The organism is Streptomyces sp. NBC_00190 (assembly GCF_036203305.1).
GTDB lineage: Bacteria > Actinomycetota > Actinomycetes > Streptomycetales > Streptomycetaceae > Streptomyces.
The window spans coordinates 4774739-4788359 of the sequence record NZ_CP108131.1 but is presented as its reverse complement, the minus strand read 5'-3'; the positions used below and the strand labels follow the sequence as shown (position 1 = coordinate 4788359).

Sequence of the window (13621 nt, the reverse complement as noted above, 5' to 3'; positions counted from 1 at the left end):
GGCGTGATCAGTGGCTGTGGCCGTGACCGTGGCCGTGGCCCGCGTCGGCCTCTTCCTCGGCCGGCTTCTCGACGACCAGGGTCTCGGTCGTGAGCAGCAGGGAGGCGATGGAAGCGGCGTTCTCCAGCGCGGAGCGGGTGACCTTGACCGGGTCGATGACGCCGGCCTTGACCAGGTCGCCGTACTCGCCGGAGGCGGCGTTGAAGCCCTGGCCCTTGTCGAGCTCGGCGACCTTCGAGGTGATGACGTAACCCTCGAGACCGGCGTTCTCGGCGATCCAGCGCAGCGGCTCGACGGCGGCGCGGCGCACGACCGCGACACCGGTGGCCTCGTCGCCGGTCAGGCCGAGGTTGCCCTCGAGCACCTTGACGGCGTGGACGAGCGCGGAGCCACCGCCGGAGACGATGCCCTCCTCGACCGCGGCGCGGGTCGCCGAGATGGCGTCCTCGAGGCGGTGCTTCTTCTCCTTGAGCTCCACCTCGGTGGCGGCGCCGACCTTGATGACGCAGACGCCGCCGGCGAGCTTCGCCAGGCGCTCCTGCAGCTTCTCGCGGTCCCAGTCGGAGTCCGTGGACTCGATCTCGGCCTTGATCTGGTTGACACGGCCGACGACTTCCTCGTGGCTGCCGCCACCGTCGACGATGGTCGTGTCGTCCTTGGAGATCGTGACGCGGCGGGCGGTGCCCAGTACGTCCAGGCCGGCCTGGTCGAGCTTGAGGCCGACCTCCTCGGCGATGACGGTGGCACCGGTGAGGGTGGCCATGTCCTGCAGCATCGCCTTGCGACGGTCACCGAAGCCGGGGGCCTTGACGGCGACCGCGTTGAAGGTGCCGCGGATCTTGTTGACGACGAGGGTGGAGAGCGCCTCGCCCTCGACGTCCTCGGCGATGATCAGCAGCGGCTTGGAGGCGCCGGCCTGGATGACCTTCTCCAGCAGCGGCAGGAGGTCCTGGATCGAGGAGATCTTGCCCTGGTTGATCAGGATGTACGGGTCGTCGAGGACGGCCTCCATACGCTCCTGGTCGGAGACCATGTACGGCGAGAGGTAGCCCTTGTCGAAGGCCATGCCCTCGGTGAACTCCAGCTCCAGGCCGAAGGTGTTGGACTCCTCGACGGTGATGACACCGTCCTTGCCGACCTTGTCCATCGCCTCGGCGATGAGCTCGCCGACCTGCTGGTCCTGCGCGGAGAGCGCGGCCACGGCGGCGATGTCGGACTTGTCCTCGATCGGGCGGGCGGTCGCGAGGAGCTCCTCGGAGACGGCCTTGACCGCGGCGTCGATGCCCTTCTTCAGGGCGGCCGGGGACGCGCCCGCGGCGACGTTGCGCAGACCCTCGCGGACGAGCGCCTGGGCCAGCACGGTGGCGGTGGTGGTGCCGTCACCCGCGATGTCGTTGGTCTTGGTCGCCACCTCCTTCACGAGCTGCGCGCCCAGGTTCTCGTACGGGTCGTCCAGCTCGACCTCGCGGGCGATGGTGACGCCGTCGTTGGTGATGGTCGGGGCGCCGAACTTCTTGTCGATGACGACGTTGCGGCCCTTGGGGCCGATCGTCACCTTCACCGTGTCGGCAAGCTTGTTGACGCCGCGCTCGAGGGCGCGACGGGCGTCCTCGTCGAACTTCAGGATCTTCGGCATGGGAGCGGTTCAGTCCTCTCGTTGCGATCCTCGGCCGCTCACCGCGACCTCCACCGCCTAGAACGAACTACGCCCCTCGCCGCCCGGCATCAGCAGGGTGACCAGGGGCGCAGCTCAAATCAAAACTGGAAGCGAATTACTTCTCGACGATCGCGAGCACGTCGCGAGCCGAGAGGACGAGGTACTCCTCGCCGCTGTACTTCACTTCGGTGCCGCCGTACTTGCTGTACAGCACGATGTCGCCGACGCTGACGTCCAGCGGGAGACGCTGGCCGTCCTCGAACCGGCCCGGGCCGACCGCGAGGACGACGCCCTCCTGGGGCTTCTCCTTCGCGGTGTCCGGGATGACCAGGCCGGAGGCCGTGGTCTGCTCGGCGTCGAGCGGCTGGACCACGATGCGGTCCTCAAGCGGCTTGATGGCAACCTTGGAGCTGGCGGTCGTCACGATCCGACCTCCCCCTTCGGAGATCCGGGGTTAACTGTCTGAGGTGGCGACCAGGTCGATCCGTCGTCGCGGGTGCCGGACCTGCCTGTCGCTGTGTTGGCACTCACCAGGGGCGAGTGCCAGGTGCGAGACTATTCCGGCGATTAGCACTCGGTCAAGCGGAGTGCCAATTCTCGCCGCCGGGCGTTGCGCGGATCAGGCCTCCGAGCCCCGGAAACCCGGGCGGGAGCGCCTGTGGATCACCACCCGCACCGGGGCATTGTGTCTGGTATGTGACGCTTGGGGGCGTGCACATCCTCGTGGTCGAAGACGAAGAGGGCCTCGCCGAGTCCCTGCGGCGCGGCCTGTCCGCCGACGGGCACGCGGTCGAGGTCACGCACGACGGCCACCGCGGCCTGGACCTCGCCCTGGCCGGGGCCCGTATGACGTCGTCCTCCTCGATGTGATGCTGCCGGGCGTGAGCGGCTGTCAGATCTGCACCCGCATGCGCGCCCACAGCGACACCACCCCGGTGCTGATGCTCACCGCCAGGGACGGTGAGTACGACGAGGCCGAGGGCCTGGACTCCGGCGCCGACGACTACCTCACCAAGCCGTTCTCCTTCGTGGTCCTGGCCGCCCGCATCCGGGCCCTGGCCCGCCGCGCCCGCGCCCCCGACCTCGCACCACCCTCCGGGCGGGCGGACGGTGGCGACCAGCGGGGACCCGAAGGAGGCCCCGGGCCTGTGCGGGGTGCGCGCCGGACCCGGGGCGGACTCCCGCTCGGCCGTCCTCCCGCCCGCGCGCCCCGAACGCTTCGGAAGGAACCACGGGGAGGACATAAACGTCGTAGATGATATGAAGATAAAGCGCCTCATTGCCGAGCAGATCGGGCCCAAGGCCACTGCGAGCCCGAGCTCGCCGGGCGCCGCTTCCTCCTCACCGGACGCGGCCCCGCCGCCGTCCTCACCGCCGTCCTCCCCCGCCCCCGCGGACGGTGGCGGCATCCCGTGCGTGGACTGAGGCCCCTGACGACGGCGGGCGCACGCCGCCGCACCGAGGCGCTGCTCCTGGTCTTCGTCGTCGCGATCGCCGTCTTCGGCCACGCCGCCGCGGGCTTCGCGATGAACGGCGAGCTGCCGCCCAACCTCACCGGCTTCACGATCAGCATGACGCTGCTGTCGCTGGTGGGTCACCTGGGCGTGCGCCGCTTCGGCGCCTACGCGGATCCGCTGATCTTCCCGCTGGCCATGCTGCTGACCGGGCTGGGACTGGTGCTGCTGCACCGGCTCGACCAGGGGTACATCGAGCGGTACGGCTCGGACGCCAACGCGCCCGGGCAGCTGATGTGGACCGTGGTCGGCGTCGCCGCCTGCATCCTGGTGCTGGCGCTGCTGCGCGACCACCGGCTGCTGCAGCGGTTCATCTACATCACGATGGCCGTCGCACTGGTGCTGCTGATCGCTCCGGCGTTCTTCGGCGCGGACACCTACGGCGCGAAGCGCTGGATCATCCTCTTCGGCTTCTCGCTGCAGCCGGGCGAGTTCGTGAAGATCATGATCGCCATCTTCTTCGCGGGATACCTGGTCATCCACCGCGACTCCCTGGCGCTGACGGGCCGCAGGTTCCTGGGCATGCGGCTGCCGCCGATGCGCCAGCTCGGCCCCATCGTGACGGTGTGGATCGTCTCGATGCTGGTGCTGGTCTTCGAACGCGACCTCGGCACCTCGCTGATCTTCTTCGGGGTGTTCGTGGTGATGCTCTACGTCGCCACCGAGCGCACCAGCTGGATCGTGTGCGGCGTGCTCATGGCGTCGCTGGGCGCCTTCGTGGTGGGTTCGACGGAACCGCACGTCAAGGCGCGCGTGGCGGCCTGGCTGGAGCCGCTGTCGGTCTACTCGCCGAGCCCTCCCCCGGGGGTCACCTCCGACCAGTCGGCCCAGGCGCTGTTCAGCTTCGGCACCGGCGGCATCTCGGGCACCGGCCTCGGCATGGGCCACCCGGAACTGATCAAGTTCGCCGGCCGCAGCGACTTCATCCTCACCACGGTCGGCGAGGAACTCGGGCTGGCTGGGGTGATGGCCGTCCTGATCCTGTACGCCCTCCTCGTGCAGCGGGGGCTGCGGATGGCGCTCGGCGCCCGCGACCCCTTCGGCAAACTGCTGGCGGTCGGCCTCGCCTCGGCGCTGGCCCTGCAGGTCTTCGTGGTCGCGGGCGGTGTGACGGGCCTGATCCCGCTGACGGGCAAGGCGCTGCCGTTCCTGGCCAAGGGCGGCTCGTCCCTCCTGGCCAACTGGATCATGATCGCCCTGCTGCTGCGCATCAGCGACAGCGCGGAACGCCAACGCGAGGCGGACGCCCGTGGCCCGGCGGAGACGACGATCACCCCGGTGGTGTCGAGGGCGGGATGACGCCGGGAGTCCCCGCGTCCGCAGGTCCGCCGGCTCCGCCAGGGCCGCCGCCTACAGGTAGTCCTCCAGGCGCCCTATCCGGTACCCCTGTTCCTGGATCCGCTGGAGCATCCGCGTCGTCATCTGGGTCTCCGTCGTGCCCTTGAGCTCGGACGGGCCGCGGAAGTGGGCCAGGATGATGTCACCGGGTTTGAGGGCGGAGCCCTCGGCGTACTGGAAGTTGTTGATCTGCATCGAGACCCGCCACAGGACCAGGGACGAGACTCCGCACTCCGAGGCGGCCCGGAGGGTGTCGTCGTTGTAGTTCCCGAACGGCGGGCGGAAGAGCGGCGGGCGGTGGCCGAAGCGCTTCTCCAGGCGTTCCTGCTGGCCGCATATCTCGTGCTTCTGCGCCGCGTAGGACAGGGTCCGCAGGTTCGGGTGCGTCAGCGTGTGGTTGTTTATCGTGCTCGCCGAGCCGTTGTCACGGAGCTTCTCGAAGTGCCCGTAGTCCGGCGAGGCCACACTGTCCGTCAGGAACATGCTGATCGGCAGCTTCAGATCGGCCGCCATCTTCAGGAACTCGGGGTCCTTCTCCGCGCCGTCGTCGAAGGTCAGGAAGACGACCTTCTCCCCGGCCGGGACGGGTATTCGGTCGACCACCGGGACCTTGCCCGGGGCCGCCTTCGGTATCTCGGGCTTCCGGGCCGGCTTCGGGGCGTATTCGAGGGGGCCCTTCAGGCCCCACTTCCGGTACGCCTCGTCCGAGGCCGCGCCCGCCCCGCCCGTCGGCGACGGCGCGGGCTGCGACGCGGACGCGCCGGGCGCACCCGGTGTCTCCTTCGCCTTCGGCCCCAGCCGTTCGGTGGTGTCCGCGCTGTCCCCGCACCCCGTCAGGGACAGCGCGAGCGCGCCGGCCACCAGCGTTCCGGCTACCAACCGGCGCGCGTGCTTCACAGATAGTCCTCCAGGCGAGCCACGGCGTACCCCTTGGCCGTGACGGTCTTCATGACATGACGGATCATGTCAGGCATCGTGCCCTTCCAGTCCTCCTTGCCCCGGAAATGCGTGAGGATGATGTCACCGGGGTGCAGATCGCGGTCCCACTCCCGGTAGTCCATCCGGTTCGGGAAGGCCTCGGCGTTCCACAGCGGGACCGCCTTGATGCCGCAGGACTTCGCCGCGCGCAGCGTGTCCTGGTTGTAGTTGCCGTACGGCGGCCGGAAGAGGGTCGGCCGCTTGCCGAACTCCTTCTGGATCGTGTCCTGCTGGCCGCAGATCTCCTCGCGCTGCTTCTCGTACGACAGGCCGGGCATGTAGCGGTGGTTGAGCGTGTGGTTGTTCAGGGTGACGCCGGCCGCCTGCATCTGCTTGAAGTACGGGTAGTTGTCCCGAACGATGTAGTCGCTGAGGAAGGCCGTGTACGGGATCTTCAGCTCCTGCATCATCTTCAGGAACTCGGGATCCTTCTCCGCGCCGTCGTCGATCGTCAGGAAGACGACCTTGTCCTCCGTGGGGACGGTGGTGAAGACGTGCGGGTACTCCTCCTGGTCCTCCACCTCGAAGCCGTCGCGGGTGGTGATCTCCGGCTTCGTCCTGGGCGCCGGCGGGGCCGTCAGCGGTGTCTTGGCCAGCCCCCACTTCTTCGCCGCGGCGATGCGCGCCTGCTGGGCCGCCTTGGCCTTCTCGGCCGCGCCGAGCGCGCCGGCCGCACCCGCCTCCGCGCCCTTGGCGGTCTTCGTCTTCTCGGCCTTGTCCGGTGCGCCGGACTGCCCGGAGCCGCACGCCGTGCCGAGGGCGGCTACCAGCAGGGCGGCCACGGCCACCCCGAACCGGCCGCGCGGACCCGCCGCGTACCGGTGACCGTGTTGCGTCTTATCTTCCTTTTGTCGGACTAGCTGCATAGCTGCGCATCCTGGCACCCGACACGCGGGCTCCCCGGAAGGCACCGCGAGCGGAATCCGACCTTCCATCGACTGGCCCACACCGGCCGGCCCCGTCGCCGACAATGGACACGTGACCCCCGAAGACTTCGCCGCCCTCCTCACTCCCGAGGGGCACGCCCTCCTCGACTCGCTCCGCGACTACGACCCCGCCCAGGAGCTGGCCGTCGCCACCCGGCTGCGCCGCGAGCACCCCGCCGGGCTGGTCTCCGCCGCGCTCGGGCAGGCCCGGCTGCGGCAGCGGGCGGTGGCGAAGTTCGGCGCCGAGGACGCCTTCCGGATGTACTTCACCCCCGGCGGCGGCGAGATGGCCACCCGCGCGTCGGTGGCCGCGTACCGCGCCGAGCGGCTCGCGGACCTCGGCGTCCGCAGTCTCGCCGACCTGTGCTGCGGCATCGGCGGGGACGCCCTCGCCCTCGCGCGGCTCGGCATCCGGGTGCTCGCCGTCGACCACGACCCGCTGACCGTCGCCGTCGCGCGGGCCAACGCCGAAGCGCTGGGGCTGGCGGACCTGATCGAGGTCAGGGAGGCGGACGTGACGGACGTGGACGTGTCCTCGTACGACGCCGTCTTCATCGACCCGGCCCGGCGCGGGGGGCGCGGCCGGATCTTCGACCCGGAGTCCTACTCGCCGCCGCTGTCGTGGGCCGTGGAGACGGCCCGTGCGGCGAAGTACGCCGCCATCAAGATCGCCCCCGGGATCCCGCACGAGGCGGTCCCGGCCGAGGCGGAGGCCGAGTGGATCTCCGACCAGGGCGACGTCAAGGAGGCCGTGCTCTGGTTCGGCACCGCGCCCGGCACCGTACGCGCCACCCTGCTGCCCGGGCCGCGCGCCCTGCACACCGTCGATCCGCTGCCCGACCCGGAGGCGGGGCCGGTCGGCCGCTGGCTCTACGAGCCCGACGGCGCCGTCATCCGCGCGCACCTGGTCGCCGAGGTCGCCGAGCAGCTGGACGGCCGGCTGATCGACCCGACCATCGCCTACATCACCGCCGACGAGCTGCGCGCGACGCCGTACGCGACGGCGTACGAGATCACCGACGTGCTGCCCTTCGGCCTGAAGAAGCTGAAGGCCCTGCTGCGCGAGCGCGGGGTCGGCATCCTGACCGTGAAGAAGCGCGGCTCCGCGATCGAGCCCGAGGAGCTGCGCAAGAGGGTCAAGCCGCAGGGGCCGAACTCGGCGACGGTCTTCCTGACCCGGGTGGCGGGGGCCCCGTCGATGCTGATCGGCTCGCCCGCGAAGGCGGCTCCTACGGCGTAGGCGCGCGGAAGGCGCGTACCGCCCAGCGGTAGTGCGCGCCCGCCTTGCCCAGGCCCAGCAGTCCCGTGATCCACAGGATCATCCCGAGGCCCATGTAGTACGCGATCTCGCCGAACCGCCCCTCGGTCGGCGGGACCGACAGCGCGACCCCGAAGGTCAGGAACAGTCCCGCCCCGGCCAGCCCGAAGGAGGCGAGCAGCCAGGTCAGGCTCCGGCCGGGCGCGCGCACCCGCGCGTCGGCGGCCGGATCGCGGTCCGCCTCCGCCCACGCGCACAGCAGCCTGCGCACCTGCCGGTCCCGCCGGGCGCCCCAGGCGAACCAGAACCCGGCCGGTACCAGCACACCGACGCCGAGCACCGCGAAGAGGACGCCGAGGCCGTAGGAGACCACGTCGCCCTCCTCGAAGGCCATCAGACCCATGGCGACGAAGGTCCAGCCGAGGGCGAAGACGGCCGAGACGGCCCAGAGCAGCAGCAGCCGCCCCATCCCCAGGCTCCGGCGGCCCAACTCCCGCAGGATGCGCGCGCGGTCGGCCCGTACGGCGCTTTCGTCCAGCCAGGCGCGCATGTGCACGGGGGGCGGCGGAGGCGGCAGGTCACGGCGAGGCATGCGCATGACCATAGCGGCACGGCGGCCCGGCCCGGGGCCGGACGACGCCGGTCAGCCGCCGGTGACCTCCACCGACTCGAACCGCCAGCGGTGCACCGCCCGCGTGATCAAGTCGGCGGCGGGCTCCGGGAGTTGCGGCAGATCCGCCGCCACTCCCTCGGCCGCCTCCCACCAGGTGACGACAAGGACCCGGTCCTGCGGGGCGCGGAACACCTCGCGGCGCACCGGCTCCCGCGCGAGGACCTGCGAACGGGCCCACTCCAGCAGTTCGCTGCCCCGGCCGTCGGCGGCCCGGGCCTCCCACATCAGCGCGACGGTGCTCATGAGTACAGGTTGTCCTTGCTCAACTCGTGCACGTGGTCGTGGTCGTGGGCCTGCCCGTGGCCGGGTCCGTGGCCGTGCCCCTGGACGCCCGGCACGTGCGGGTCCGTCACCGGCAGCGAGGAGTCCGCCGACAGGTCCCAGTCCGAGGCGGGCCGGTTCCGCTTGACCATCTCCGCGCCCAGCGCCGCCACCATCGCGCCGTTGTCGGTGCACAGCTTCGGCCGCGGCACCCGCAGGATGATGCCCGCGTCGTCACACCGCTCCTGCGCCAGCGAGCGCAGCCGGGAATTGGCGGCCACACCGCCGCCGATCATCAAGTGGTCGACGCCCTCGTCCTTGCACGCCCGGATCGCCTTGCGCGTCAGCACGTCCACCACGGCCTCCTGGAAGGACGCGGCCACATCGCGCACCGGCACCTCCTCCCCCGCGTTCCGCTTCGCCTCGATCCAGCGGGCCACGGACGTCTTCAGGCCGGAGAAGGAGAAGTCGTACGGGGCGTCGCGCGGCCCCGTCAGCCCGCGCGGGAAGTGGACCGCCTTCGGGTCGCCCTCGCGCGCCAGCCGGTCGATCACCGGGCCGCCGGGGAAACCCAGCTGGAGCACGCGGGCGATCTTGTCGAAGGCCTCGCCTGCGGCGTCGTCGATGGTCGAGCCGAGCGGCCGCACGTCGGAGGTGATGTCCGGGGCCAGCAGCAGCGAGGAGTGCCCGCCGGACACCAGCAGCGCCATGGTCGGCTCCGGCAGCGGGCCGTGCTCCAGCTGGTCCACGCAGATGTGCGAGGCGAGGTGGTTGACGCCGTAGAGCGGCTTGCCGAGGGCGTACGCGTACGACTTGGCAGCCGACACGCCCACCAGCAGTGCCCCCGCGAGGCCCGGACCCGCCGTGACCGCGATGCCGTCGAGGTCGCGGGCGCTGACCCCGGCCTCCTTCAGCGCGCGCTCGATGGTGGGGACCATCGCCTCCAGGTGGGCGCGCGAGGCCACCTCGGGCACGACCCCGCCGAAGCGCGCGTGCTCGTCGACGCTCGACGCGATCGCGTCCGCGAGGAGGGTGGTGCCGCGGACGATGCCGACGCCGGTCTCGTCGCAGGAGGTCTCGATGCCGAGGACGAGAGGTTCGTCAGCCATTGCTCTCACTGCTCTCAGTTCGTGCTTGTGCGGGGTCGGTCAGTCGCATGACGAGCGCGTCGGCGTTGCCGGGCTGGTAGTAGCCGCGCCGGAAGCCGATGGGCTCGAAGCCGAAGCGCTCGTAGAGCTTCTGGGCGCGGGTGTTGTCCACCCGTACCTCCAGCAGCACCTCGACGCACTCGAAGGCGGTGGCGGCCCGCAGCAGGTCGGTCAGGAGCCGGGCGCCGAGCCCGGTCCCCCACTGGTCGCGGGCGGCCGCGATGGTCTGTACGTCGGCCAGGTCGCCGGCGGTGGCGAGCCCGGCGTAGCCGACGAGACGGCCGGTGCGGGGGTCTTCGGCGACCACGTAGCGGCGGGTGGCGCGCGGGCCGCGGGCGTGGGCGAGCTCGGACCAGAACATGCCCGCGGACCAGGCGTCCTCGGGGAACAGCTCGTGCTCCAGTTCCAGCACGGGCTCGATGTCCCACCAGCGCATCTCGCGCAGTGCTGCCGTCACTGCGGGGTGACCACCTTGTAGTTCTTGGGCACCTGCGCGTCGGGCCGGCGCAGGTAGAGCGGCGTCGGAGGCAGACCCTCGGCATTCTCGAAGGGCGCCCCGGCCGCGAGCCGTTCCACGGCCAGGGACGCGAGGGCGGCGGCGCTCTGGTGCTCGGGGGCCCGCGCGTCGGTGAAGACGTCCGGGTACAGCAGCGCGCCCTGGCCCACCGCCGGGAGGCCGGCGACCTGCTCGGCGATGTCGGCCGGGCGGTCCACGGCGGGCTCGCCGACCCGCGTGCGCGGGTCCTCGTAGCGCGCCCAGTAGACCTCCTTGCGCCGTGCGTCGGTGGCGACGGTGAAGGGACCCTCGATCCCGGCGGCCCCCGCGGCGTAGGCGAGGCCGTCGAGGGTGCACAGGCCGTGCACGGGCACGCCCAGCACGGAGGCGAAGGTCGCGGCCGTGACGAGGCCGACGCGCAGACCCGTGTAGGGGCCGGGGCCGACGCCGACGACGATGCCGGTGACGGCTTCGAGCTTCAGCCCGGCCTCGGCGAGCACCTTGTCGACACAGGGCAGCAACAGCTCCCCGTGGCGGCGGGCGTCGACCTGACTGGACTCGGCGAGGACGGACTCGCCGTCGTGCAGGGCGACGGTGACGGCGGGCGTGGCGGTATCTACAGCGAGCAAGAGCACGCGAACAGCCTACGACTCCGGAACCCCAAGGGTTCGCGGGCGGTTGCGGAGCGGGCCTGCTGCTACCTTTCGATCAGGTATTCCAGGCAGCACGGAGAGGTGGAGCAAGGTGGCACGCAGCAGCTCGGGAATCGTGGCCGGGCTCACCGCCACGGCAATCGCCGCCGTCGGCTTCCTCGGCTACCAGGCATCCGCGACGGCGCCCGCGCACCCTCCGAAGGCGGCGCAGCAGGAGCCGGCTCCCGCCCCGAGCCCGTCCGCCGTCAAGCAGGACCCGAAGAAGCCGGTGCCCGTGCCGGAGGGATCCGGTACCGGGGTGCGCGTCGTGTACTCGGTGGCCCAGAAGCGGGTGTGGCTGGTGGGCGACGCCGCTCAGGAGCCGAAGTCGTTCACGGTGATGCCGAGCACGGTGCACCCGAAGGCGGGCAGCTACGTGGTCGGCTCGCGCTCGGGCTCGGTCACCGGCTCGGACGGCGTGCCGATCGAGCACGTCGTACGGTTCGCCAGCACGGAGGGCGTGGCGATCGGCTTCAGCGCCCGCGCGGACGGCGCCACTCCGGAGCCCGACCCGAACAAGAAGACCGGCGGCATCCGCATGGCGAAGGCCGACGGCGACGCGATGTGGGCCTTCGCGACGATCAACTCGAAGGTCGTCGTCGTTCCCTGACGGGCCGGCTTCACCCGTAAGAGCTCAGGCCCGCACGCACTCAGGCCGCTTCGGACTCCGGAGCGGCCTGTTCCCGTACGCCGCCCTCCGGCCCGTCCTGCGGTACGTGTTCGGGCGCGGGCGGCGTCGAGACGGCGGTGGCGGCCATGCCGGCGGCGAGCAGCGCCCGCATCGACACGGCGGACGGGCGGGGTTCGCGGTGCGCTCCTGATGGTGCCGACATGGCTGCCTCCTGGGCCCCGGCACGCCGAACTTAGGCATACCTAAGAAACTCTCGGTACCATGTCATCACGGGCGCCGCCATGGGCGCAATATCTTGCCGACGAGTTGTCGGTACGTTTACTCCGAGAGGACGCCCGCCAGGGCGTCCAGCCCGGCCCCGCCCGCCCAGCGCGCCCCGACCCCGCGGACCGAGACCTGCCGTACGTCGTCCAGGACCTCCTCGTGGCCGACCGCCCGCGCGATCACCACGTGCAGCCGGTCGTCGGAGAGCTCTTCCACCTTGCCGTCGCCCCACTCCACGACGACGACGGACTCGGGCAGCGAGACGTCGAGGTCCAGGTCCTCCATCTCGTCCAGCCCGCCGCCAAGCCGGTACGCGTCCACGTGCACCAGCGCCGGCCCGCCGCCCAGCGGAGGGTGTACGCGGGCGATCACGAAGGTCGGCGAGGTCACGGCCCCGCGCACGCCCAGGCCCTCACCGAGCCCGCGGGTCAGCGTGGTCTTGCCCGCGCCCAGCTCTCCGGTCAGCAGGACGAGATCGCCCGGGCGCAGCAGGCCGGCGAGCCTGCGGCCCAGATCGCGCATCGCGTCCGGGGAGTCGACGGTGATCCGGGCCTCGGCCCCGGCGCCCGCGTCGGCGCCTGCCTCAGGTCGTCCCGGTGCCTGGCTGCGCTGTGCTTCCAGCGGTACTTCTTCCATGCCCGCCAACGTTAGTCGGTGCGGCGGCCGGGACCGCCCCGGTGCGCGCCAGCAGCTCGGTCAGCAGCCGCGTCACCGTCTCCGGGTGCTCCAGCATCATCAGGTGCCCGGCGGACTCCAGGACCACCAGTTCGGAGCCCGGCAGCACCTCCTTGATGGCCACGCTGTGCCCGGGCGGAGTGATCATGTCCTTGTCCCCGGCGATGACGGTGACGGGTATGTCCGCGAACCGCTGGAGCGCGGAGGTCTTGTCGTGGGTCTGGAAGGCCGGGTAGAACTCGGCGACCACGTCGATCGGGGTGGCCTCGATGAGCCTCTCGGCGAAGCGCGCGACGGCCGGGTCCACGTCCCGGGAGCCGAACGAGTACATCTTGATCATGCCGGCGAACAGGTCGGCGGTGGCCCTGCGGCCCTTCTCCACCAGCTCCACCTGTGAGCCCAGCGCCTTGAGCACGCCCGGCAGGATGCGGCGTACGGCACCGAGACCGACGGAGGGCAGCCCGTACGTCACCTCGTCGAGGCGGCCGCTGGAGGTGCCGACGAAGGCGACACCGACGACGCGGTCGCGTACGAGGTCGGGGAACTGCTCCGCGAATCCCATGATGGTCATTCCGCCCATCGAGTGACCCACGAGGATCAGCGGGCCCTCGGGCGCGGCGGCGTCGATGACGGCCTTCAGGTCGCGGCCGAGCTGCTCGATGGTCACCGGATCGCCGTCCGCCTGGGCCAGTCCGCGGGCGCTGCGGCCGTGGCTGCGCTGGTCCCAGTAGACCGAGCGGGCCACGCCGCGCAGGGCGGCGCGCTGGAAGTGCCAGGAGTCCTGGCCGAGGCAGTAGCCGTGGCAGAAGACGACGGTGGCCGGCTGGGCGGGCTTGCGGCGCAGTCGCGACCGGGGCCGCTTGCCCTCCTCGGGGAGCTCGTCGACCTCGTAGTAGAGCTCGGTGGCGTCCTCGGCCTGACAGGTCCCCTGCGTCCCGCGCAGGGACCCGTAATCGCCCGCCGCGTCGAGGGCGAGGCGCGCCTTCATGCGCATGCCCCGCCCGACGGTGATCCGTTCGACCGCGACACCGGCAGCCGCGCCCGCGGCTATCACGCCGATGGCGGCGCCGGCCCAGCCGGCCTTGCGCCAGTTCTCGCTCACGCCGCCGC

At 71.4% G+C, this 13621-nt stretch carries 15 protein-coding genes and 1 pseudogene; 4 read left to right on the top strand and 12 right to left on the bottom strand.

Going from position 1 to position 13621, the window contains the following annotated elements:
• Positions 1–7: 7 nt before the first annotated feature.
• A complete protein-coding gene (groL, locus tag OG429_RS23205; RefSeq protein WP_328927189.1) occupies positions 8–1636 on the bottom strand; it encodes a chaperonin GroEL in 1629 nt (542 codons plus the stop codon).
• Positions 1637–1772: 136 nt separating this feature from the next.
• Positions 1773–2081: a co-chaperone GroES gene (gene groES / locus OG429_RS23200; RefSeq protein ID WP_030230757.1), complete on the bottom strand. Its 309-nt coding sequence runs from the start codon at positions 2079–2081 to the stop codon at positions 1773–1775.
• 287 nt (positions 2082–2368) lie between these two features.
• On the opposite strand from groES, the pseudogene OG429_RS23195 reads away from it, so the two are divergent.
• Positions 2369–2748: pseudogene (locus OG429_RS23195) on the top strand (response regulator); the annotation flags it as partial.
• A 321-nt stretch (positions 2749–3069) separates the two neighbouring features.
• Positions 3070–4470 (top strand): FtsW/RodA/SpoVE family cell cycle protein, encoded by a 1401-nt coding sequence (locus OG429_RS23190; RefSeq protein WP_328927188.1) that lies wholly within the window; start codon positions 3070–3072, stop codon positions 4468–4470.
• A 51-nt stretch (positions 4471–4521) separates the two neighbouring features.
• Here OG429_RS23190 and OG429_RS23185 read toward each other — a convergent pair whose 3' ends face one another.
• Both OG429_RS23185 and OG429_RS23180 read right to left on the bottom strand, forming a co-directional pair.
• Positions 4522–5406: a polysaccharide deacetylase family protein gene (locus OG429_RS23185; RefSeq protein WP_328927187.1), complete on the bottom strand. Its 885-nt coding sequence runs from the start codon at positions 5404–5406 to the stop codon at positions 4522–4524.
• Complete coding sequence (locus OG429_RS23180) at positions 5403–6275, bottom strand: polysaccharide deacetylase family protein (protein ID WP_328927186.1); 873 nt, start codon at positions 6273–6275, stop codon at positions 5403–5405. The genes OG429_RS23185 and OG429_RS23180 overlap by 4 nt, the downstream gene beginning before the upstream one ends.
• A 190-nt stretch (positions 6276–6465) precedes the next feature.
• On the opposite strand from OG429_RS23180, the gene OG429_RS23175 reads away from it, so the two are divergent.
• Entirely contained in the window at positions 6466–7653 is a 1188-nt protein-coding gene (locus OG429_RS23175) for a class I SAM-dependent methyltransferase (protein ID WP_328927185.1), read from the top strand.
• On the opposite strand, the gene OG429_RS23170 is transcribed toward OG429_RS23175, so the two are convergent.
• Genes OG429_RS23170 through tsaB form a run of 5 tightly spaced genes read right to left on the bottom strand, consistent with a single transcriptional unit; the run spans position 7643 to position 10884 of the window.
• The gene (locus OG429_RS23170; RefSeq protein WP_328927184.1) at positions 7643–8263 is read right to left on the bottom strand and encodes a hypothetical protein; all 621 of its coding nucleotides are present in this window, start codon (positions 8261–8263) and stop codon (positions 7643–7645) included. The genes OG429_RS23175 and OG429_RS23170 overlap by 11 nt on opposite strands.
• 51 nt (positions 8264–8314) lie before the next feature.
• Complete coding sequence (locus OG429_RS23165) at positions 8315–8587, bottom strand: hypothetical protein (protein WP_328927183.1); 273 nt, start codon at positions 8585–8587, stop codon at positions 8315–8317.
• Entirely contained in the window at positions 8584–9714 is a 1131-nt protein-coding gene (gene tsaD / locus OG429_RS23160; RefSeq protein WP_328927182.1) for a tRNA (adenosine(37)-N6)-threonylcarbamoyltransferase complex transferase subunit TsaD, read from the bottom strand. Before tsaD ends, OG429_RS23165 begins: the two co-directional genes overlap by 4 nt.
• Positions 9707–10189 carry a ribosomal protein S18-alanine N-acetyltransferase gene (rimI, locus tag OG429_RS23155; protein ID WP_328930381.1) on the bottom strand — a complete coding sequence of 161 codons (483 nt, stop codon included), beginning with the start codon at positions 10187–10189 and terminating at the stop codon, positions 9707–9709. The genes tsaD and rimI overlap by 8 nt, the downstream gene beginning before the upstream one ends.
• A gap of 17 nt (positions 10190–10206) precedes the next feature.
• Complete coding sequence (gene tsaB / locus OG429_RS23150) at positions 10207–10884, bottom strand: tRNA (adenosine(37)-N6)-threonylcarbamoyltransferase complex dimerization subunit type 1 TsaB (protein ID WP_328927181.1); 678 nt, start codon at positions 10882–10884, stop codon at positions 10207–10209.
• Positions 10885–10993: 109 nt separating this feature from the next.
• Between tsaB and OG429_RS23145 the strand changes: the two genes are divergently transcribed.
• Positions 10994–11551: a hypothetical protein gene (locus tag OG429_RS23145; protein ID WP_328927180.1), complete on the top strand. Its 558-nt coding sequence runs from the start codon at positions 10994–10996 to the stop codon at positions 11549–11551.
• 40 nt (positions 11552–11591) lie between these two features.
• Here the strand turns inward: OG429_RS23145 and OG429_RS23140 are convergent, their stop codons facing one another.
• The 3 genes from OG429_RS23140 to OG429_RS23130 all read right to left on the bottom strand — a co-directional run bounded on the left by OG429_RS23140 (position 11592) and on the right by OG429_RS23130 (position 13613).
• Positions 11592–11774, bottom strand: coding sequence for a hypothetical protein (locus OG429_RS23140; protein WP_328927179.1), 183 nt, complete (start codon positions 11772–11774; stop codon positions 11592–11594).
• Between the two features lie 116 nt (positions 11775–11890).
• A complete protein-coding gene (tsaE, locus tag OG429_RS23135; protein WP_328927178.1) occupies positions 11891–12472 on the bottom strand; it encodes a tRNA (adenosine(37)-N6)-threonylcarbamoyltransferase complex ATPase subunit type 1 TsaE in 582 nt (193 codons plus the stop codon).
• Positions 12420–13613, bottom strand: a complete 1194-nt coding sequence (locus OG429_RS23130; protein WP_328927177.1) for an alpha/beta fold hydrolase — start codon at positions 13611–13613, stop codon at positions 12420–12422. Before OG429_RS23130 ends, tsaE begins: the two co-directional genes overlap by 53 nt.
• Positions 13614–13621 lie beyond the last annotated feature (8 nt).

Bases quoted from the DNA above. Each gene is read 5' to 3' on its own strand.
- groL (WP_328927189.1), bottom strand. From the start codon at position 1,636: ATGCCGAAGATCCTGAAGTTCGACGAGGACGCCCGTCGCGCCCTCGAG.
- OG429_RS23170 (WP_328927184.1), bottom strand. From the start codon at position 8,263: ATGCCTCGCCGTGACCTGCCGCCTCCGCCGCCCCCCGTGCACATGCGC.
- OG429_RS23165 (WP_328927183.1), bottom strand. From the start codon at position 8,587: ATGAGCACCGTCGCGCTGATGTGGGAGGCCCGGGCCGCCGACGGCCGG.
- tsaD (WP_328927182.1), bottom strand. From the start codon at position 9,714: ATGGCTGACGAACCTCTCGTCCTCGGCATCGAGACCTCCTGCGACGAG.
- rimI (WP_328930381.1), bottom strand. From the start codon at position 10,189: ATGCGCTGGTGGGACATCGAGCCCGTGCTGGAACTGGAGCACGAGCTG.
- OG429_RS23140 (WP_328927179.1), bottom strand. From the start codon at position 11,774: ATGTCGGCACCATCAGGAGCGCACCGCGAACCCCGCCCGTCCGCCGTG.
- tsaE (WP_328927178.1), bottom strand. From the start codon at position 12,472: ATGGAAGAAGTACCGCTGGAAGCACAGCGCAGCCAGGCACCGGGACGA.